Below are 21,152 nucleotides of genomic sequence, written 5' to 3' on the forward strand. Positions count from 1 at the left end.
TAATGAATAGTAAAAATTATGGAATATTAATAGTAGATGATGAAGCTGCCTATTCAAAAGGACTAGCTAAAATACTTGAAATAGAAGGATATATATTAGAAACAGTACTGTCAGCAGAAGATGCTATAGAAAAAATCAAGCACAAAAAATATCAGATGGTAGTGACGGATTTAATGATGAATGGAATGAACGGCATAGAGCTTTTAGAAAAAATAGTAGCATTAGACGCTAATATCAAAGTCATACTCATGACTGCCTATGCCACTGTACCTAACGCAGTAGAAGCAATGAAAAAGGGAGCAGTATCTTATTTTGTAAAGGGAAATGATCCTGTTGAACTGATAAATGAAATAGAAAAAGCATACAAAGAGTACAAAAAATTCGAACTAAACTCTAAAATATATGATAAAAAAGAGAAATTACTTCTAGAATCAGAAAATAGTGAGTTCAAAAAGATTATTGATATGGCGCTAAAAGTTGCCAAAACACCAGTCAACGTGATTTTGCTTGGAGAGTCGGGGGTAGGAAAAGAAGTATTTGCAGACTTCATCCATACTCAGAGTGAGCGCAAAAACAAACCATTTGTAGCAGTTAACTGCCATGCTCTATCTGAAAGTATTTTAGAGTCTGAACTATTTGGACATAGCAAGGGAGCTTTCACTGGTGCAAATGAAGAAAGAATTGGTAGATTTGAATCAGCTAACATGGGAACACTGTTCCTAGATGAAATAGCTGACATGCCCTTATCAACACAAGTAAAACTATTAAGAGTCATTGAAGACAGAACTATAGAAAAAATAGGTAGCAACATAAGTACACCCGTAGACTTTAGACTTATAACAGCCACCAACAAATCTATAGTAAAATTGATAGAGCAAGGTTTATTTAGAGAAGATTTTTACTATAGAATCAACACCATCATCATAGAAATACCCCCTCTAAGGCATCATAAGGAAGACATATATAGTTTGGCTAATAACTTCATAACTACAGCCTCTAAACAAATGAATAAAAAAATACACAAGGTAGAGCCTGAAGTTTGGGAATATCTAAAACAGTATGACTACCCAGGCAATATACGAGAATTTAAAAACATAATCGAAAGGCTGGTAGTGTTTAGTGAAAATGGTGTTATCTCAAAAGATGATTTGCTAATACATGAAATACCCACTACTGACTATGAGGGAGATCAAACATTAAAAACATTTAGGTCTGCAATAGAAAAAAAATACATAGAAACTGTCTTAGAAAAAAATAGCTTTAGTATGACAAAAACATCAAAAGTTTTAGGTATTACTCGAAGGCAACTACAAAATAAAGTCAATGAATATGAGATTCAAAAATAAAAGTGGGCAATTTTTTTCCATACTAGGCGGAAAAAAATTGCCCACTTTTATTATTAAAAAAGAAATTAAACATTACAACTACAACTTCACTCTGAAAAAACGCTCCTTACAGATGGGGCTAAACATAAATTGTTATCAGAATCACAATTTTTATTAAATAAATATGAGAATTAAAATATTTAGGCATAACAATTGCTATATACAATAGTAAGGAACAACTCTTACATATAAAATCGCAAGTAACGTTTTCAGAAAATTCACTCTTTAAAAATAATTAGGAGGCAAACTATGAAAAATACAACAAAACATTCAATTATTATAGGTTTTGCACTATTTGCAATGTTCTTCGGAGCAGGAAATCTGATTTTTCCACCACTCCTCGGAAAAGCTGCAGGAAGCGCATTTTTCGCATCCTTAATAGGCTTTCTCGTTACAGGAGTTGGTCTTCCACTAGCTGGAGTAATTGCCTGTGCCAAAATTAATGGTACTTATGACAAAATGGCCATTAGAGTAGGTAAAAAATTTGCTATAATAACCGGCATAGCTTTAATTCTTGTTATAGGACCCTTATTTGCAATTCCAAGAACCGCTGCAACAACTTTCGAACTTGGAATACATCCTATATTTCCATCTGTGTCACAAAACATAGCAGTTATATTGTATTTTGCAATAACTCTTGCATTTGTGCTTAAACCTTCTTCAATAATTGATAATATAGGCAAAATTCTTACACCTGCACTTTTATTAATGCTTGCTGTAATTATATTTAAAGGAATAATAAATCCTGTTGGACCAATTGTAAATACATCTTACAAAGGTGGATTATCAAAAGCTTTAATAGAAGGTTATCAAACAATGGATGCTATGGCTTCTGTTGTATTTGCAGGAATAATTATTGCATCTGTTAAATCAAAAGGATATAAAAATGCAACTGATATAATGAAAATGACTATAAAATCAGCACTAGTTGCTGTAGCGGGCCTTGCCTTTGTATATGGTGGACTTATGTATCTTGGAACACAAACAAGTACTTTGTTTCCAGCAGATATAGCTAGAACTAAGCTAGTTACGCAGCTTGTTAAGTTAGATTTAGGTAGCATTGGCAGCGTTGTTCTTGGTTTATGTGTTGCTCTTGCATGCTTAACAACCGCTATAGGATTGCTTGCAAGTGGAGCAGAATTCTTTGCTAAGGTTTCAAAGAATAAAATATCTTACAAAACTGCTGCTGTTATTATGGCCGTAGTAAGTGGATTAATAGCTACAAAAAATGTTGATGCTATAATTTCACTAGCAGGCCCTGTGCTGCAAATTTTATATCCAATTGTAATAGTTCTTATAGTTATTACCTTGCTTGGGGATATTGTGAAAAGCAACACGGTTGTTGCTATAACTACATACACAGCGCTATTTATAAGTATTTTGGATACTATAAATGGTGTATATCCAAATAGTATTGGATTTCTTAAATTTATTCCTCTAGCAAGTGTTGGATTCTCATGGCTTATACCTACTTTGCTAGCTTTTATAATTTCCAACATTTCAATAAAAGCAAAAGAAGATACTATAAATGAAGATGCTACTGAAACAGAAGCAGCATAAACATATCAATTCAGCACTAAAAAACAACAACTTGATAATTATTATGAGGAAAAAACAAATCTATTTACAAAAAGATCAAGTAGAGTGATAAGACACCCCCCCTCCCCCGTTAAATTATGGAGGGGGGTATTTTATTTTTTTACCAAAGAAAATGCTATAACATCTTTAATTGAATAAGCATCTGTTAAATGACTCCCAAAATTCTCATCGAATATTATTGTAAATTTAATAACATATTTCATAATTTTACATGGTTTTTAGATCCATTAAATGAAAATATAGACTTTCTACTCATTATGTTATAAAATATTACTTAGTCATATTAAATATTAAAATTGAATCTTTAGGGGGAAATATTAAGTGAAGAAAAAAATTCTAATAAAATTTGTAAGAGCTACACTTATGTCATTAATTTTAACTACAATCTTATCAAGTGGAGCTGTTAAAGCTGCGCAGGTTGCGACCAAAACTATAATAAGAGGAAATAGCATTGGTAATCAAATTAATTCTGGTAAAGTTGCTTATATGGGTAATTATATATACTTTTCCAATCCGCAAGATAGTGGTAAATTATATAAATGTAATATAGATGGTACTCATAAAATTAAATTAAGCGATGATATAGCCTCTAATATAAGTATTTATAAAGACTCTATATTTTACTTAAAGCAAAATAACGGTCCTTATGAAATTTATAAAATTAACAATAATGGCACCTCAAAAAAATTATTTGTAAAAGATAAAGTGGATGATAATTTCCAAATAGTAAATGGATATGCCTATTATGCTGTATTCAAGCCCATAAATCCAGCAATGCGAACTCCTTTTTATTATCCAAAAGATGTGTATAAAGTAAGTTTAGCTACTAATAAGAAGACTCCTCTAGGAACTACTTGCGCTTATCGTATATATATTAAAGATGATGGATGGGCTTATTGTAATGACAGGTATACTTTATTCAAAGCAAACATCAATAATTTTAGTAAACAAACGGATATAACTTATAATTTATGGAATGCCAATATTGAAGCAATAAATGATAGCAACATATTTTATACTAGTTTGCATGTTCCATATAAAAGCTCAAAGGATATTTTTGGATTATGCAAAGCAAAGTTTTCACCTTCTAGCATTTACACTTTATCAGAAGCTACAGCCTCAGTCTACTTTGCAACAAACAATAATCTTTATGAAGTGATTGATAAAAACTTATATGTGACTAAAATTAATTCTACTGATAAAAAGCTATTAAAAAAATTAGATATTATTGAAAAAGATAGAACGATTAATCTTTATATGGTAAATGATAAACTTTGTTATTTTAATAGTAAAGGCGAGATAATACTAGTGAAAGTTTAAAAGCAAAGCAGAGCTTAATGATATTCTTAAGCTTTTTATATGACCCTATGGAGTAATTGTCCTTAATAAGATCATGAGATTCCAGTATTTCTCTTGGTCTTTTTTTTGTGCAAACTTATCAACTCATTACCCACTCTTAAAAAAACTCTAAATAAGCTGTATCAATAGTTGGAAAATATGACTATATAACCAAGATTTTTAAATATAGTGTTAGGGATTTTATGAGATTAGCGAATTATCAAAATAACTAGTTTCCTGTAGTTTCAGCTGTTCCACCAAATTGTTCTTTTGAACCCGTAGTTCCAGTTGCTCCTTCTGTGGAATCCTTAGTTCCACTTGCTCCTCCTGTCGAATCCTTGGTTCCATCTTTTGAATCCGTAGTTCCAGATGTCGATCCTTCTAAACCTGTTGTTCCAGTTGTTTCTCCTGTTGAATCCTTAGTTCCATCTGTTGAGCCCTCGGTTCCAGTTGTTGATCCGGTTTGACCTGTAGTTTTAGTTTTTTCATCTGTCGAATCTTTTACACCTGCAGTTCCAGTTGTTGTCTCTGTAGGTTTTTTAGCACCTGGTTTTTCGGTGGTTGTTCCGGTTGATTTTGTTGTATCTGTAGTTTTCGTAGTTGATCCTGTTTCACCCGTAACACCAGTTATTCCTGCTTTTGAATCCGTTTTAGTGGATTGTTTAGGAACAGTAATTTTTGCTGTAGGCGTTTTTAAATTAGTAAATGTCCCTTTGAGATAAAATTTTTCTAAAACTCCGATAAGCATAAATAAAATAATTGATACAGTGATTATCATTGCCTTCTTATTCTTACTGGGCTTCTTATTTCCAGGGGGCACTTCTCTACCTTTTTTATTTGTTCTTTGTTCAGTACTCACTTTGTTACTCATAAACTTTGTTAAATCATTTTTTGTATTAGAAACTATTCTTTTTAACCTTTGCATAACCTTCAAAATTACCTGGTTCAAATTTTTAGGTATATTAAACCATAGCAATTGATTTCCCTTTTGTTTTAAAGAGTCTATCTGATTAAAATTTTCAGGTGATCTAATTACAAGAAAAGGCTTAGTGTCTACTGCATCTTCATTTTCTACATATGCCGTAACTGAGAACTTATCTCCCTTACTTAAAAAAGGGATATAAACCTCTAAAATGTTATCCTTTATTGAAGAATCAAATTTCAAACCTTTTGTTATTGTGGCGCCTGTACTTTTTAAATTAGGTTGTGAACTTTGTATATTTAGTGTTAGCTCATGAATTGTTTTATTTGATGGGTTGCTAACAGTAATAATATATGAACAAAGTTTTTTACTATTCAGTTCTATAGGTATGCCATTTTGTACATTCCCTAATATTTTAGGTGCTAAATTTTTATAATAATCTAGCATTAACCCCGATGTAATTGATATTATCAAAGTAATAATTGCAGGTATAATAAAATTTGTCAAAATAATTTCCGCTTCCTTTTTTTATCTAGCTTTCGCATAAATGTATTTGTTTTCCTTTGTATCGCGCACCATATAGTATACAACAATTTTAAACAAATTGAAATAGGTCCAATACAGCCATTTCGCAACTTATTTATACTATTATAGTCTAAATTGAATAAAAAAAAATGTATGATTACTTAAAATCATACATTCACTATTTTTCATTAATCTGCAATATTAAAATTATCAAACACATTACCTCTAAAACTAATACGTTCCATTAATATTAAGTTTATATTTATAACTTCCCATTACTTTTAGATATTATCATCACACCAGTTTTTCAAGAATTCTTTTATATCATGGAAGCTTGGACTTTTGGCATTTCTAACATAATACCCTGAGGTTGCAACTCCTAAAATTAAGGATTGTTCTGGACTTAGGTTAAAAATTTGCCCAATACAAAAACCTGCATTGAAATTATCCCCAGCACCTGTTGTTAGTATTGGATTTGCTGTATAAGGACCATTAACATGATAGTAGCTCTCTCCAACTACTGCTGTTGCTTCTATTGTTGGATGTATAAGAAGACAATATAAATTTAATTTTCTTGATACTTGCTGTGTTAAACCTTTTAAGTTAATCTTATCAAGATTATCGCATTTGTATCCTTCTATCCCTAAAACCTCAGCTATTTCAACAGCTTCTTTTAAATTAAGTCCAAGTATCACATTGAAGTGTATATTAAATGTTTGTATCAGCTGCAACGCTTCAATAATATCGTCGTTAGTTCTTTTCTCTGGATCCGCCAAATCAAAGAACATAAATCTTTTTCCTTTAGTATTATCAATATGAGGAACAACCTCCTCTATTATGCCCCTCCATATACTACTCATATGTGGAAGCATAGTCCAGTTTTCAAGTCCAAAGAGGCTTGAATCATTTATAAGTTCTATAAGCTTAGGTATTCCAATAATTTTTTTTATATTTTCCCAATTTACATCATTAAGGGAATCAAGTTTACCAATCATTAGTTTTCCATCATCAAATTCTAAAGCATCAGTAGTACCTGGACTCGCTATGGAATATACCACACCTTTTTCTTTTATATGTTCAAACACATTATCTATTTGAGGATACCCAAGGGCTCCAATATAAGTTAGGCCGAGTCCATAGTTTAAGAATGCATTGCTTAATATTGGGCCGTTACCACCAAGTTTTTCCTGCAATACTACCATTTCAAAATTAGTGCTAAGTCCAGAGGCTTTTACTATCCTTTGCCCAAATTCACTAATGGTTTTTATTCTATCGAATTCTATTGCACTTTTTCTTTTCCCTACCACATGAACAATTTTATCAACAAAACCATCCAAACCAATCAAAACGTTTTCATCACTTGGTCTTTTACTCTCTAAATCAAGCAATAGTTCATTAATCTTAGTTTTAAATTCCATTATCATAATTTTCCCTCCCATTTTATGTCTTTTTTTATTTAATCATACAACAACAAAGAGAGGTTGTCCACTGCATTAGCAATATAACTATAGAAAACGTAGAAATATTTTATTTATTACCTAAAGAAAAAACACAGTTCCCTGCGTTTTTTTCTTTAGGTTGTTTAAAATTAAATAAGAATATCCTTTACTCTTTGTACAAACTTTTCCCAAGCATCAGCATCAGAGTCTAAAAAAAAGGCATTATCAACTCCAAATATATTCTGAGTCTTTTGTTTATAGTGTTTTGATGTTTCATACCCATTTATATATAGATATTCGCAACCTACTTGTGCCTTAATAATGTCCAGGTATACTTTATAAGTATCAAGATTCTTAGTGGCATGAATACCACTTGATTTTACTTCTAAAAGAATATGCTTATCTCCCTTGCTTATTTTAAAATCAGTAACTCCCTTGCTTCCGGTTTTAAAACTGCTAAGCTTGAACTGTTCCGATATTTGAAGTTGGTCCAATATAGTTGACGATAAGCTTTTCAATTCTTTTGAAAGGCAATTACATATTGTTTCCTCAAATACCCACCCTCCCAAAGCTGCAAAACTAGGTGTGTTGATAGTAGCACGAAATTTCAATAGCTTTAATCCGTTCTGAGCATCTAATAGATTTTTATCATATGAATCCAAAATATCCTTATTAGTATATATCACAGTATCCCCCCTATTTAAGTTCATTTATATATTCTAGCATTTCCTTTTCTATTTAAGTAAGTTAAATTCTTTAGTAGTATATTCTTCTTTACCATAGAAAAGTACTTATAAGCTGGAGGTTTCCACTCTTTATATTTATACCTGCGGTTGCTAATAGCTAAATTTTGCAAATCATTTTGAATTACTATGTCTCTGGGCCGGCACACGTTTATCGGCTTTCTTGAATTTCTTTTATTATAAAAGGGAGTACCTCCAAAATATGATTTGCATTTACACAAAACATTTCTTTTGAAAGTTTATCCCCAGAGTAACCGTGAACATACGCGCCAACGCATGCTGCAGTGAATATATCATGCCCTTGAGAGATGAAAGAAGCTATAATACCCGTTAAGCAGTCTCCCATCCCACCTGATGCCATTGCGCTGCTCCCAGTAGGATTAATTTGCAGGGTTTTACCATCCGTAATTATTGTATTAAATCCCTTAAGCAACAAAACAACATCATATTTTTTTGCAAATTCTTTTGCTATATCTATTTTGTTTTCATTTATTTCATCTATTGAAAACCCCGATATTCTTGCCATTTCCCCCATATGAGGTGTAAGAACTATAGGGCAGGTCGTATTTTTAAGTATTTCAAGGTTCCCCTCAAGCACATTTAAACCATCAGAATCAATTACAACTGGACATTTAGAATTTAGTAAAACCTTTCTAAGCAACTTTAAAGTACCCTGGTTATTTCCTAGTCCTGGACCAATTGCAATACAATTACTATTAGTTATCAAGGAATCCAATCTTTTTTCATCATTAGTTGCAGCGGTCATAGCTTCAACTAATTTTTCGCTTAGTATGCTTTGAATTGAGCTATCACAACCTAGTGTAACTAGACCAGCTCCACTTCTAACAGCCGCCTGTGTTGATATATACGCAGAACCAGTAAACCCCTGTGATCCTGCCAAAATAAGTGTTCTTCCATAATCACCTTTATGTGAATACTTACTTCTTTTCTTAATTACCCCTTTTACAAAATCTATATCCATTATGTATTCATCTTCATGAAATTTATCTACTACACTTCTTGGTATTCCAATACTCTCAACAACAACTTCTCCAGTATAAGGCTCACTGCCGCCTGCAAGAAAACCCCTTTTAAAAAGTTCAAATGTAACTGTTTTATTACTCTTAATGCAAGTTCCCATAACCTTTCCACTATTACACTCAAATCCCGATGGAACATCAATTGATAAAATGTACTTACTAGTTTCATTCATAATTGTAATCGCTAAGGAATAAATGCCTTCAATTTCTCTAGAAATTCCAGTTCCAAAAATTGCATCAATAGTAATATCGCAGTGACTTATGCTCTCTCTTAAAATATCTAAGTCCTTACTGTTATTCACTTTTATTATTTTGGCGCCCATATTTCTTATAATATTAAAATTGACCAAGGTATCTGGGCTCATATTTTCCTCTGAGCCAAGACAGAATATCTCCACATAAATTCCTCTTCCTCTATTCAAAAGATGCCTAGCTACTGCAAAACCATCTCCACCGTTATTGCCACTGGAGCAAACAATTACAACATTTTTATTATTTTCTGGTATATTTTTCATCACCTTTAGTGCTGCATTTTCCATTAGTACAATACCTGGAATCCCTAAAATATCTATACAATAGCGATCTATGCTTCTCATTATTTGTGTTGTTCCAATTTTCATTTTCATTTCCCTCCAAAATATTTTATCCAACTTGTCCCTTAATTACATAATATTTTTATTATTCTAATACAAGGTCTTTCATAAATATATTCTCATTTTCAGCTTCTTTTAATGAAGTATACACCATTTCTTTGACAAGAAAATTTTCATTTGCAACTTCGTCAAGAAGAACCGATGCATAATCCTCGTTGTTGTACTTAGTATAGTTACAAGCAGATGCTCTGTCAACTGCGTTTTTGAATGCACTTTGCTTATGCACAAGAAGCAATGGAAAACGTTCTAATAAATGTCACTATGCTTGATATTGTTTCTGATATCAACAAGAAGATTCAATAAGGCAGTAAAATCTGATTAAAGAATAAATCAATACAAAAACCATCTGAGCTATTCAGATGGTTTTTGTATTATTATTTATCTAATTGTTGTAATATAGTGCCCAGTTGCTTAATATACTCTCCATATTTAGTCCAATCTAAAGCTTTTTGAGCATCAAGCGCTTTTGTATATAAATCATTTGCCTGCTTGATTAGTTTGATTTTAGTTTCGCTTAATGGAGTTGTAGTAATTTCCGATTTACCTGGAATTACTACATTAGGTGCCTGATAATTGAATATCTGCTGGAGCCCGCTTTCAATATTATCAACCATCAATAACTTATTGTCATAGGAAATTATTATCTTTTTCATTTCAGGAATACTATTTTTCCCACTAGCTCTTAAATAAAGAGGTTCAATATAAAGTAAGGAATTCTTTATTGGTAGAATTACAGTGTCACCATACTGTACTTGAGATCCACCTGTGTTCCATAAAGATAGTTGTGCTGAAATCGTAGTGTCCTGACTTATCCTTTGTTTAAAGAGGTACGGACTATAAACTGTTGTTTCTGCTGGAAATTTATTTAAAAACAGTTTACCATAGTTCTCCCCGTCCATTCTAGCCCCTAAAATTGCTGTCATATTATATTTTCCCTTTATATTAAAATATTGTTGCAATACCATTTCTTCACTATTTGTGCCTGGCAATTTTTCCACAATATATGGTGGAATAGTTGTTTTTACTTCACCACCTACAGCATTTGCATTTTTCGAAACATCCCAAATATCCTCTCCATTATAGAAAACTCCAGGATCAGTTACATGGTATTTTCCAAGTACAGTACTTTGAATACTAAATATATCAGCTGGATATCTAAAATGTGCTTTTAAGTCATCAGAAACCTCTGATATATTCTTAAAAAGCTTAGGGTACATCTTTGCGTAGCTTTGCACAATTGGATCAGTTGAATCTGACTTATAGAAATTTGTAGTTCCATCATAAGCATCAATTACAACCTTAACTGAATTTCTAATATAGTTTATTCCATTTTCAGGCTGTGAGTATGGATACTTAGTTGATGTAGTGTAAGCATCAATTATATAGTATAATTTTTCTCCACTTATAACAACATAAGGATCTTTGTCATAAGTTAAAAATGGGGCTATTTTCTTTGCTCTTTCAACTATATTTCTATTGATAAGAATTTTGCTTGTACTCTTAATATCCCTTGATAGTAGGAAATTAAGTTCACCATTATTTATTGCGAATAAAAGTTTGTTACCAAAACTCATTTTAATTCCTGCTTTACCTGCATAATTTGTTACCTTATTAACCCCACCTTGAGGATAGTCAAATTCGCTGACATTAGTATTTACTAATGCATACTCACTTGTTTGTTCACCAAAATAAATTCGTGGATTAATTAGCTTAATATTTGTACTGTTTGCAATAGGCATATCTTTAATTACGAAATCAGGCTGCCCTTCTGAGTTAACAACATTTACTTTACTCATTACAACACCAAATCCATGAGTATAAATCATGTGAGTATTCTGCCAAGTGCTTGGAGTCAGTGACTTTGAGTCTATTTCTCTTGCCGCAAGAAATACCTGACTATATTTATCGTTTAGTTTATATCTATCTACATCTATATCACTAAAATTATAGTAATATCTTAATATTTGAACTTGATTATAAAATTCAAGTGCCTGCGCAGCTGAATTTATTCTAATGTTATCTATCGTCTGCCGATTATTTGAAATGTCCTCTTGTTTCAAATCATTTTTCACATTAAAAGTTTTCGTAGTGATATCCGCTATATTAAAAGCTTTCCTTGTAAAATTAATATTATTTTGAATATATGTTTTTTCGAATTCCTTTTCATTCGGCTTTACAATACTACTTTGAACTACTGCTGCTGATATTACTTCTACAACACTAATTAAAACTATAGCAGCAATTGAAATTATTATAGGCTTAACCTTTGATTTTAAAACGCTTATAAATATTACTACTGCTGAAAGTATACTTGCCACAATCAATATTTTATAAAATAGTAGTGTTACATGAATATCCGTATAACTTGCCCCATATGCGACTCCCCTAGGACTATACACTAAATTTAATGAATTTATCAAAAATCCAAGTGAAAGAAAAAGTGCTATTAGTGCTGATATTATTGCAATCTGTCTCCCTGAAAATACAATAAGTTCCTTACCCAGTTGTTTTATATCTCCAAAAGGACTTGGTATTTTCCCCACATAAGAAAAATCCTTTGATTTAATTATAAAGAAAACTACTACTTTAACAATAACTAGTAATACAAGTAGTGTCATTATAACTGTATATAAAGATTCAATTAGTGGAAGTTTGAAAATATAAAAAGATACATCTATATTAAAAATAGGATCTTTCTCATTAAAGCTAACTGAATTTATAAATTGAAGAAGCCTAGACCAATATGCTGATGCAAAAGAAAAAGAAAATATAAAGGAAAAAATTAAATTGCAAGCTATAAAAATTTTATTTTCAATAGCTCTTTTCTTGGCATTTACCTCAACTACTATTTTTAAGTGCATGATACTCTTCCTAATGCTCTTATAATACAGCCATATACCAAGATAACTAATGATAAAAAGAGGTATCATAAACTTAGACACGGTAATTATCTTTGTTAAGTATATTGAAAGGTAACCCACTTGATCAAACCATTCAATATTAATAATAAATTGAACTATGTTACCTGTAAAAAGCAAACACACAATAAGGATTATAAATACAGTAGATATAACTAACTTTTTTTTCATAAACGCACCTCTTATTTATTTTGATTGATATTAATGAGATTTATACATTACTCTAATCAATTCCACACAAAACATTTTTTTCCTTCTATTAAGTAAAAATAAATACCTTTTGGTTATTTTCAAAGTAATACCCATAAAGTACACTAATATTCATGAATGTCATACAAACCTTTATATATTATATTAGCTTCTTTGTATTTTCTTTTCCTCTCTAGGTGTTCTATTAATTTTAGTTTTATAGGTTTACAAAGGTTAAAGTAATTTATACCTTCATAATAAGGAAGTATTTTTTTTGTAACCTCTTCATAAAACAAGTTTTCTTCAAAGTGAAAAGCACTTAAATATAAAAAGTGTAGTAATTTAAAGTAAATAGAGCCTTCATATTCTTTTGTTAAATACTTATTAAATACCTCTTTACTTTCCTCAATTCTGTTTAACTTAATACATGCCTCTACATAATTAGAAGCAGATAAAATAGGATCACTATCTGTTTCTAAAGCCTTTTTTGTCCAAACTATGCTTTCTTCATAATTTTCTTCACAAAAATATAAATAAGACAAATTAATATATAAATGCCCGAAAATCTTATTGATACTAAAATGCTTTGCTCCTGTCAATGCAGCTTTAAAATGTTCTTCTGATTTTTCATATATTTTTAAATTTGTATAACATATCCCTATATAGTTATGACACCATAATGCATTAATATACCTTCCGTTTTTTTCGTAGCTTTCTAGGGCTTTTTCTAGATAATATGTTCCTTTCAAGGGTTCATTGTTAAAACAATAGGAAAATCCCAAATTATAATTAATCCAAGGGGTTTCTTTTAGTTTATAGGCATTAGTTAATCTTTCTATACCTTTATTATGATCATCGTATTTATATAAAATTTTTCCAGATACAAATAGATATAAATATTGAAGTTCCTGGCTTAAAGAGGAATAAATTTTGTCTAAATCTTTTATATCCTGTTTCAAATCATTATAACTTACATGTTCTACGAAAGTATTATACATAAGTAGATATATTTTATACTCAATATTATAAGGAGAGGTACTTATTAAGTCTTCAACATTTATTAGTTCATCATATATTATTTTTGCATCTTCATAATTCAAGTTTTCTATTTGAAACATCATATTGTAAAATTGCTGTCGTATAAGACCTATATTACCAAACTCTTCAATTTGATGTATATTTAGCTTTTTTAAAAGTGCTTCTATTATTTCACCTCTTAATGTTTTTTTACCATTTTCAAAATAACTCAAGTGACTTACAGAACATATTCCATAGGCTAAAGCATCTTGACTAATTTCGTTTTGCAATCTATTATATTTAATCCAGCCAGATAAGAAATCATACTCAAATTCTTTACCAAATATCTCTACTGTATCTTTCATAAACTAAGCTCCTTTATATTCATAAATTTAGATTAATCTTTAAATGAAGATTACAGGTAAATTTCACTATTTATAGTGAATTATATATAATATTATAGCATTAACTGAAGATATTAATAAGATTTTTTCAATATAAATGATTTGATATTTTAATGAAAATTATTTAAGCTTATAATAGATAACAATTTTAAAAAAAGGATATTTTATGAATATTAAAAAATGATTTAATAAGATGGGTAGGGGTAAAAATGAAAAGGTTAACTAATTGTTTTAAGCCATATAAGGGGTTACCAATGAGCATATATGTACTATTTCTAGCTTCTATAATTAATAATACGGGAAATTTTGTGGGGCCATTTTTAACAATGTTTTTGACCTACAGAATTGGAATTAGTGTTAGTCTCGTCGGTGTTATAGTTGCAGTAAATGCTTGCCTTGGCATGATAGGTACTATGCTAGGTGGCAAGCTTATAGATAGCATAGGAAGAAAAAAGGTGCTTGTAGTGTTTGGTTTTGCAGCAGGAATAGGATACGGACTTTGTGCATTTATAAATAATCCAATTATTATTACCAGCATATTAATGGTATCAAGTTTTGTTGGTGGATTTTCACATCCAGTATACAGTACAATAACTACAGATTTAACGCAGGGAGATCAGAGAAATGCGGCATTCTCTCTGAATTACATGGCAATAAATATTGGCTTTTCAGTAGGTCCCCTATTGGCTGGGTTTCTATATAAAAATTATTTGATGTGGTTCTTTTTAGGAGATGCTATTACAACTTTCCTATCTATAGCCCTTATATCAATATTTGTACCTGAAAGCATGCCAACTAAAGAGGAAATAGAACAGTCAAAAGTTAAGACTAATGAAAGTGCAGAAGATGGTAGCTTAGTATGCGCTCTTTTAAAAAGACCTACATTGTTAATGTTCTCCTTTATCATAGTTATATATTTTATAGTATTTTCACAGTTCACTTTTGGACTTTCAATACAAGTTGGGGATATATTCAAAAATAACGGTCCTACTATATTCGGAAGTCTTATGACCGTAAATGCAGTAATATGCAGCGTGCTAACAATATTTATTACTTCTGCAACTAAAAATATTAAAGCATCTTTATGCATAGTTATTGGAGGATTATTGTATGCGGTTGGATTTGGAATGATGTTTTTTATAAATGAATATTATTTGTTTATTCTATCAGCAGCTACATGGACTGTGGGAGAAATACTTGTAGCAACTAATACAAGTGTATATATCGCCAGTCAAACCCCCATTACCCATAGAGGAAGGTTTAATTCGGTATTTCCTATAATAAGAAAGCTAGGATTTATGATTGGACCCATGATGGCTGGTTTTTATATAAAGTACACTAACATAAGAAACTTATGGTTTTTAGTTGCTATTTTAGCTTTAATTGCGTCTTTACTGATGTATAGATTATATGCTGTAGATAAGGTATAAATTGAAGCAACCCAACATAAAACAGCATAATTAAATCAGCTATTATTAAAATCACGTCCTAGACAAGACTTGTTTTTACACAAATCTTGTCTAGGACGTGATTTTTCTTTTAATTATTTTCCTGAACAGTCAATTCTGATTTCATGTAAGTGGCATCATTTCTTATTCCTACCAAATATCCCCAGGGGTCAGGCCCCTAATTTGTATACCCTCTTCATCAATTTCTAAATTCAGTATCTCCCAATTTCCAGAAAGGCATTTCAAGAATTTTTTTAACTTTTCCAGAGTATTATTATCATCCTTTTTAAGCATTACCATAATCGTTGGTCCAGCGCCACTAAGATATACCCCTAAAGCTTCACTATCTTGAACAAAGCTTGTAATATCTGAATAATTTTCAATTAAACTTGTCCTATATGGCTGGTGTAACTTATCATTACAAGCAAGTTTTATTCCTTTATAATCACCATTAACAAGAGCTGCAATAAGCATCGAAACCATACCTACATTATAAACCCCATCTTTAAAAGGTATTGTTTGTGGGAGAACCGCCCTGGAATCCTCCGTTGATAGTTGGAACTTTGGAATTAATGCACAAAATTTTATTCCTCCACTAATTGGAATTTTATTATAATGAGTGACTCCTTCATTCATAATTGAAGCAGTCATGCCACCAACCAATGCAGGAGTAACATTATCCGGATGCCCTTCAATCACGCAAGCAAAATTTAAAACCTCTTGTTTTGTTAAAACATCTCCACATAGCATATTAGCAGCTGTAATCCCTGCTAATATACATGTAGCACTACTTCCAAGGCCACCCATAACTGGCAAATCTGTTTTAAAAGTTAGCCTAACACCTTTTGGAACTATTCCAAGCTTTTCAAAAGTTTTTAGCATTAATTTATAAACCAAGTTATCACTATTTCTAAATTTTTCATCACAACCAAAAATCTCAAATCCAGTTTCTATCTCTTCAACTATAAATCTATTATACAGTTTGAAAGCAACCCCAAGAGTATCCAGACCAGGTCCCATATTTGCACTTGTAGCAGGTACTTTAATCTCAAACATAACTATTTCCACCTGCTTCTTTTCTTGTTATACTAAAATAATTCATGTACAGCCTCCTAATACGACAATATTTATTTTATAATATATATTATACCGTTTTTACTAAGAATTCAAGTTCTTAGGATTTATATAGAAATGAAACTGCACTACTTACCTAGAAAAAGCCACATATCGGAAACAAGTAATATCCATTTTCGGTTTACAAGAAAATACCGAATAGATAGTTATTTAAAACTATCTATTCGGTATTTTTTTATTCCCAATCATTCCCAGAGGTCTGACCCCTCCCTTAAATTACCTTTCAATAACTGGTAGAATACTTTCTACTTCTTCATGAGGTCTTGGAATTACATGTACAGAAATAAGTTCGCCTACTCGTTCTACAGCTGCAGCTCCCGCATCTGTTGCGGCTTTTACAGCACCAACATCCCCTCTAACCATTACCGTTACAAGTCCTCCACCTACTAATACTTTACCAACTAATGTTACGTTTGCTGCCTTTATCATTGCATCTGCTGCTTCAATCGCTCCAACTAATCCTCTTGTTTCAATCAAACCAAGTGCCATCGTATTTTTACCCATTATGTTCCTCCTTTAAATTTTCTATGTTTTTTCATTTGCAGAAAGTTTTTTTGAAACCTCCTGAATTATTTGTTGAATTAAATCCTCCGTATAATTTAATTCTTCACATTGAACTTGATCTTTCAAATCTTTTTCCGTGATTATTCCACTCTTTTCTTTTTCTAATGGTGGATTTAATGTATTACATAATTCTACCTGCTTGGCATTTTTAAATTCAATTTTCAGTTCCATTGCCTTATCCTTAGCCGCCATAGTAACTAATGTATCGCTATCCACTACAATAACCTTGCATCCCTCATCAAAGCTTTGTTTTACTTTATTAACTGTAATTAATTTTTTCACATTATCACCACCTTTTATGAGTGAGACCCCTTACCTCAAACATCCATAAGGGAAGTATATAGCTATAATAAGTATTGCAGTAATTTCTTACTAGGAGATGGAATTACTACCTTTTCAACAAGAACACCCTTTTCAATTGCATTTCTTGCACCCGCCTCAACAGCAACTTTTACAGCATCAACATCACCAGTTAAAGTAAAAAATGATTTTCCTCCAACCCCTGTTCCAAGTCGTAGTTCAATTGCATCTACGTCTGCAGCTTTTAAAGCAGCATCTGCACATACAATCATAGATGCGATTGAGAAAGATTCTAATATTCCTAGTGCTTGAATATCAGCTGTAATTGAAGTTGATGTAATGGATGGATAAACTGCAGGATGAACATTGGGAAGTATAAAACTGTCAACTACATAAGTAGCTCCAATTCTCACTCCCGCATCAACAGAACTTTCAACTGCTGATACATCTCCATGCACTAAAACAATATACTTTCCAGGACAAACAGGAGTTGAAACTAATATCTCTACATCAGCTGCTTTTAACATAGCATCGGCAGCTTCAATTCCCTTGGCAATACTGATAAATTCTACAAGTCCAATTGCTCTTAGCATAATAACATCTCCTTATATCCTTTCAATTTCAATGAAATTTGAAACTTCAGTTACTATTCCATCAATACTTGCATGAATTCTTGCCCCTAAGGCATTTTCCGGTATTTCCCCTAGTAAATCTCCAAGGTTAACCATTTGTCCCACCTGAACAACTGGAATGCAAGGACTTCCAATATGTTGTTTTAGTGGTATTCTTACTTTTTTAGGTTCATAATTTATCTCTTCTAGTTGTGATTCTACATCAAATTCCTTAAGTCCTAATTTTCCAATCAACCGTTTAACTGGAATCTTTCGATATTCTTTTGATGGGAGCACTGTATAATCATTTTTTAATGGTACATATTTTATCTTGTTTTCCATAAGTTTTTGCTTATATTTTATGTTAATTAACCGTGGCGATAAACTTGCAGGACAAGCATATAATTCACATATACCACATTCGCAGCACAAAGCTGCCATCTCAGCTCCTTCAGTATTATTCCCCTTATCATAGTTGGATTTTCTCATCATCAAATGTGGTTGAAGGTTATGTCCAAGCAAATATCTTGGGCAAAGATCAGTACACATTCTGCATTGCAAGCATGCTGCTTTTGATTGATGAATCGCCATTTCCGGAGTCATACTTTTCTTTTGAATCAAACTATGATCCTTAGGAAGAACAACAAGACCCTTAGTAGTTTTTGTAATTGGTGAATCAATATCTGATACAATTTTCCCCATTACAGGCCCTCCATCAATCACCTGGATATTAGAAACATCATGCACACCTGCTAAAGTAAGAACTTCGCGAACTGAAATTCCTACAGGAAGTCTTAAAGTAACTGGTTTAGGCACATTACCCGCAATGGTTAAATAAGTATGCGTCACAGGTCTCCCCTTTAATGCATTTGATAAATTCAATACTGTTTCTACATTGCTTACAATACACCCTACTTTAAGAGGAATTCCTGCTTCTGGTACAATTCTTCCTGTTACTTCGTTTACAAGATTTTGTTCATCTCCAGCTGGATAAAAATCTTCAAGCGGAAAGACCTCAATATTTTGATGTTCTTTTAGTTTCTCTTTTAGAAGATCAATAGCCTCCTTGTGCTTTTCTTTTATGCCAATGAAAGCTTTTTTAGCTTCAACTTGTTTCATAATTAGTTCTAATGTCTCTATAATCTCATCTGCAAACAGAATAATCAATTGTTGATCTACTCTTAGAAGAGGTTCACACTCTGCACAGTTTATGATAATATTTTCAGCTTTAGCTGAAAATTTAACATGAGCGGGAAATCCAGCTCCACCTGCTCCAATAATTCCGTTAGAACGAATTGTTTCTATTAACTCATTTGACATTTTATAGCCTCCAGTCAAATCAAACATTTACATCAAACTTTCCCTTAAATATTTTTGAAATAGCAGTAAGTGCTACCGTAACAGAAGCTGTATCCCCATAAATTGCAATTAGTGTGAAGTGTTGAGGACAAACTCCCATAATTTCTTCCACCAGAACGTCTGCTGCTTTTTCGGCAATGTCCGAAGCTACAAACATTTCCGAAAGTCTGCCTTGGACAAGACCTACTGCATCACACATGGAATCTTTTAAAAAATCACTTTGATAAGATCTTTTCTTTAGCATTCTTAAAGTCCCTTTAGATGGAGATTTAATTATTTCTATATCCATTATTCGTCACCTTCATATTTCATCTTGCAATTCATAGCAATTCCTATAGGTGTTACAAATAAAGGATTCTGTGGTTTATAGGTTTTAATGCCGGTTTCACTTTCTATGACTTTTTCAATATTGTATAAACAGCTTGTTCCACCAACTAAATATATTGCCTTCACATCAAAATCCTGAATATGTTTTTTAATAATAGATGCAACTTTTTGGCAAACCGGTCTTAACACTGCTGCATTTTCTAGTTTCTTTTTCGGATCTTGTTTCAAGATTTCTGCTTGTTCAAAAGTGATTTTATTAGCACCTGCAAGCACAAGTGAAAATTGAGTCCCTCCTGTGGCTTCATCTGCAACATAAATAACTTTTCCATCTTTAAAAATAGCAAGTCCCGTTGTTCCTCCACCAATATCAACAACTACTCCATTTTCGATCCCAAGTAATGCATTGGCCGCCGTAGGTTCGTCCACTACATTTGTAACCTCAAACCCTGCTCCTTCTGCTACATTCGCAACGGCATGAGAATCATTTATTCCAGTTCCAGGAGGGACTGCTACAGCTGCGTAATTCAATTCACAGCCAATTTTTTCTTCAATCTCTTTTTTCAGATCTTTTACAATATTGATGGCTCCCATAAAATCAAGTACAAGTCCATCCTTTACAACTTTAGCAAACTTATATGCTCCAGCAATGGGTATTTTGTTCTCATCCAATACAGTTAAAACAATATACGCAGTTCCAAGGTCAACTCCTACATATAGTTTCTGCTTATTAATAGGCAAAATTGGATTTTTAATTGTTTGCTCGAAATCTGCTATAAGTTTATCAGTATTTTTGAACATCTCCATAAGGCTTCCCTCCTCTTTCGCATGTATCTTCCTCATTACATCTTGGGATGTAATGAGCTTAATTATTATTCAATATGTGGAAGAATAAATTCAACCTCTGTATGAGGCCTTGGAATAACATGTACTGATATTAGCTCTCCAACTCTTTCAGCGGCTGCAGCACCAGCATCAGTTGCAGCTTTTACAGCTCCTACATCTCCTCTTACCATTACAGTTACAAGTCCTCCACCTACTATTACCTTCCCAATTAATGTTACATTTGCTGCCTTTACCATTGCATCTGCTGCTTCGATCGATGCAACTAACCCTTTTGTTTCAACCATTCCTAATGCTGAATTTGAACTCATTATTATTTCCTCCTTCTATTTTTCCATATTATTTGCTTATATTATTTGTCATGCATCTAACTGTTTTCTTAATAATTTACAATAAA

19 protein-coding genes are annotated in these 21,152 nt (G+C 31.9%); 4 read left to right on the top strand and 15 right to left on the bottom strand.

Features of this window, described 5'->3' with window-relative positions; all coding sequences use genetic code 11:
- Window positions 1-2: 2 nt before the first annotated feature.
- From KPL51_RS16560 to KPL51_RS16570, 3 genes are all read left to right on the top strand, one after another.
- Window positions 3-1,346 (top strand): sigma-54-dependent transcriptional regulator, encoded by a 1,344-nt coding sequence (locus KPL51_RS16560; RefSeq protein ID WP_216163778.1) that lies wholly within the window; start codon window positions 3-5, stop codon window positions 1,344-1,346.
- A 288-nt stretch (window positions 1,347-1,634) separates the two neighbouring features.
- The gene (brnQ, locus tag KPL51_RS16565; protein WP_216163779.1) at window positions 1,635-2,945 is read left to right on the top strand and encodes a branched-chain amino acid transport system II carrier protein; all 1,311 of its coding nucleotides are present in this window, start codon (window positions 1,635-1,637) and stop codon (window positions 2,943-2,945) included.
- 360 nt (window positions 2,946-3,305) lie between these two features.
- Window positions 3,306-4,304 (top strand): DUF5050 domain-containing protein, encoded by a 999-nt coding sequence (locus KPL51_RS16570; protein WP_216163781.1) that lies wholly within the window; start codon window positions 3,306-3,308, stop codon window positions 4,302-4,304.
- Between the two features lie 247 nt (window positions 4,305-4,551).
- Here KPL51_RS16570 and KPL51_RS16575 read toward each other — a convergent pair whose 3' ends face one another.
- The 7 genes from KPL51_RS16575 to KPL51_RS16605 all read right to left on the bottom strand — a co-directional run bounded on the left by KPL51_RS16575 (window position 4,552) and on the right by KPL51_RS16605 (window position 14,133).
- Window positions 4,552-5,751, bottom strand: coding sequence for a hypothetical protein (locus KPL51_RS16575; RefSeq protein ID WP_216163783.1), 1,200 nt, complete (start codon window positions 5,749-5,751; stop codon window positions 4,552-4,554).
- Window positions 5,752-6,050: 299 nt separating this feature from the next.
- Window positions 6,051-7,193 (bottom strand): carbohydrate kinase family protein, encoded by a 1,143-nt coding sequence (locus KPL51_RS16580; RefSeq protein WP_216163785.1) that lies wholly within the window; start codon window positions 7,191-7,193, stop codon window positions 6,051-6,053.
- A gap of 164 nt (window positions 7,194-7,357) precedes the next feature.
- Window positions 7,358-7,894 (bottom strand): hypothetical protein, encoded by a 537-nt coding sequence (locus KPL51_RS16585; RefSeq protein WP_216163788.1) that lies wholly within the window; start codon window positions 7,892-7,894, stop codon window positions 7,358-7,360.
- A gap of 208 nt (window positions 7,895-8,102) precedes the next feature.
- Window positions 8,103-9,611 (bottom strand): NAD(P)H-hydrate dehydratase, encoded by a 1,509-nt coding sequence (locus KPL51_RS16590; RefSeq protein ID WP_216163790.1) that lies wholly within the window; start codon window positions 9,609-9,611, stop codon window positions 8,103-8,105.
- A gap of 58 nt (window positions 9,612-9,669) precedes the next feature.
- Entirely contained in the window at window positions 9,670-9,879 is a 210-nt protein-coding gene (locus tag KPL51_RS16595) for a hypothetical protein (protein ID WP_216163792.1), read from the bottom strand.
- 139 nt (window positions 9,880-10,018) lie between these two features.
- Window positions 10,019-12,733: a UPF0182 family protein gene (locus tag KPL51_RS16600; RefSeq protein WP_216163794.1), complete on the bottom strand. Its 2,715-nt coding sequence runs from the start codon at window positions 12,731-12,733 to the stop codon at window positions 10,019-10,021.
- A 143-nt stretch (window positions 12,734-12,876) separates the two neighbouring features.
- Window positions 12,877-14,133 (bottom strand): helix-turn-helix domain-containing protein, encoded by a 1,257-nt coding sequence (locus KPL51_RS16605; protein WP_216163796.1) that lies wholly within the window; start codon window positions 14,131-14,133, stop codon window positions 12,877-12,879.
- 248 nt (window positions 14,134-14,381) lie between these two features.
- Here KPL51_RS16605 and KPL51_RS16610 point away from each other — a divergent pair, with 248 nt between their 5' ends.
- The gene (locus tag KPL51_RS16610; RefSeq protein WP_216163798.1) at window positions 14,382-15,602 is read left to right on the top strand and encodes an MFS transporter; all 1,221 of its coding nucleotides are present in this window, start codon (window positions 14,382-14,384) and stop codon (window positions 15,600-15,602) included.
- A 168-nt stretch (window positions 15,603-15,770) separates the two neighbouring features.
- On the opposite strand, the gene thrB is transcribed toward KPL51_RS16610, so the two are convergent.
- The 8 genes from thrB to KPL51_RS16650 form a co-directional block, all read right to left on the bottom strand.
- Window positions 15,771-16,676 (bottom strand): homoserine kinase, encoded by a 906-nt coding sequence (thrB, locus tag KPL51_RS16615; RefSeq protein WP_216163800.1) that lies wholly within the window; start codon window positions 16,674-16,676, stop codon window positions 15,771-15,773.
- Window positions 16,677-16,970: 294 nt separating this feature from the next.
- Window positions 16,971-17,258: a BMC domain-containing protein gene (locus tag KPL51_RS16620; protein ID WP_280526777.1), complete on the bottom strand. Its 288-nt coding sequence runs from the start codon at window positions 17,256-17,258 to the stop codon at window positions 16,971-16,973.
- 21 nt (window positions 17,259-17,279) lie between these two features.
- Window positions 17,280-17,600: a cupin domain-containing protein gene (locus tag KPL51_RS16625; protein WP_216163801.1), complete on the bottom strand. Its 321-nt coding sequence runs from the start codon at window positions 17,598-17,600 to the stop codon at window positions 17,280-17,282.
- A gap of 62 nt (window positions 17,601-17,662) precedes the next feature.
- Entirely contained in the window at window positions 17,663-18,211 is a 549-nt protein-coding gene (locus KPL51_RS16630; protein WP_216163804.1) for a BMC domain-containing protein, read from the bottom strand.
- Window positions 18,212-18,223: 12 nt separating this feature from the next.
- The gene (locus KPL51_RS16635; RefSeq protein ID WP_216163806.1) at window positions 18,224-19,549 is read right to left on the bottom strand and encodes a 4Fe-4S dicluster domain-containing protein; all 1,326 of its coding nucleotides are present in this window, start codon (window positions 19,547-19,549) and stop codon (window positions 18,224-18,226) included.
- Between the two features lie 19 nt (window positions 19,550-19,568).
- On the bottom strand, window positions 19,569-19,877 hold the full coding sequence (locus tag KPL51_RS16640) for a BMC domain-containing protein (RefSeq protein ID WP_216163807.1): 309 nt from the start codon (window positions 19,875-19,877) through the stop codon (window positions 19,569-19,571).
- Window positions 19,877-20,719 (bottom strand): ethanolamine utilization protein EutJ, encoded by an 843-nt coding sequence (gene eutJ / locus KPL51_RS16645; protein ID WP_224854387.1) that lies wholly within the window; start codon window positions 20,717-20,719, stop codon window positions 19,877-19,879. The genes KPL51_RS16640 and eutJ overlap by 1 nt, the downstream gene beginning before the upstream one ends.
- A 65-nt stretch (window positions 20,720-20,784) precedes the next feature.
- Window positions 20,785-21,066 carry a BMC domain-containing protein gene (locus KPL51_RS16650; protein ID WP_216163811.1) on the bottom strand — a complete coding sequence of 94 codons (282 nt, stop codon included), beginning with the start codon at window positions 21,064-21,066 and terminating at the stop codon, window positions 20,785-20,787.
- Between the last annotated feature and the right edge of the window lie 86 nt (window positions 21,067-21,152).

It is taken from the genome of Clostridium bowmanii, from assembly GCF_018861315.1.
Classification (GTDB): Bacteria; Bacillota; Clostridia; order Clostridiales; family Clostridiaceae; genus Clostridium_AD; species Clostridium_AD bowmanii.

What these genes read in the sequence shown, in the direction of transcription:
- KPL51_RS16600 (WP_216163794.1), bottom strand. Translation starts at nt 12,733, where the DNA reads ATGAAAAAAAAGTTAGTTATATCTACTGTATTTATAATCCTTATTGTG.
- KPL51_RS16635 (WP_216163806.1), bottom strand. Translation starts at nt 19,549, where the DNA reads ATGTCAAATGAGTTAATAGAAACAATTCGTTCTAACGGAATTATTGGA.
- KPL51_RS16640 (WP_216163807.1), bottom strand. Translation starts at nt 19,877, where the DNA reads ATGGATATAGAAATAATTAAATCTCCATCTAAAGGGACTTTAAGAATG.
- KPL51_RS16605 (WP_216163796.1), bottom strand. Translation starts at nt 14,133, where the DNA reads ATGAAAGATACAGTAGAGATATTTGGTAAAGAATTTGAGTATGATTTC.
- KPL51_RS16580 (WP_216163785.1), bottom strand. Translation starts at nt 7,193, where the DNA reads ATGATAATGGAATTTAAAACTAAGATTAATGAACTATTGCTTGATTTA.
- brnQ (WP_216163779.1), top strand. Translation starts at nt 1,635, where the DNA reads ATGAAAAATACAACAAAACATTCAATTATTATAGGTTTTGCACTATTT.
- KPL51_RS16590 (WP_216163790.1), bottom strand. Translation starts at nt 9,611, where the DNA reads ATGAAAATTGGAACAACACAAATAATGAGAAGCATAGATCGCTATTGT.
- KPL51_RS16650 (WP_216163811.1), bottom strand. Translation starts at nt 21,066, where the DNA reads ATGAGTTCAAATTCAGCATTAGGAATGGTTGAAACAAAAGGGTTAGTT.
- eutJ (WP_224854387.1), bottom strand. Translation starts at nt 20,719, where the DNA reads ATGGAGATGTTCAAAAATACTGATAAACTTATAGCAGATTTCGAGCAA.
- KPL51_RS16610 (WP_216163798.1), top strand. Translation starts at nt 14,382, where the DNA reads ATGAAAAGGTTAACTAATTGTTTTAAGCCATATAAGGGGTTACCAATG.
- KPL51_RS16630 (WP_216163804.1), bottom strand. Translation starts at nt 18,211, where the DNA reads ATGCTAAGAGCAATTGGACTTGTAGAATTTATCAGTATTGCCAAGGGA.
- thrB (WP_216163800.1), bottom strand. Translation starts at nt 16,676, where the DNA reads ATGTTTGAGATTAAAGTACCTGCTACAAGTGCAAATATGGGACCTGGT.
- KPL51_RS16560 (WP_216163778.1), top strand. Translation starts at nt 3, where the DNA reads ATGAATAGTAAAAATTATGGAATATTAATAGTAGATGATGAAGCTGCC.
- KPL51_RS16620 (WP_280526777.1), bottom strand. Translation starts at nt 17,258, where the DNA reads ATGGGTAAAAATACGATGGCACTTGGTTTGATTGAAACAAGAGGATTA.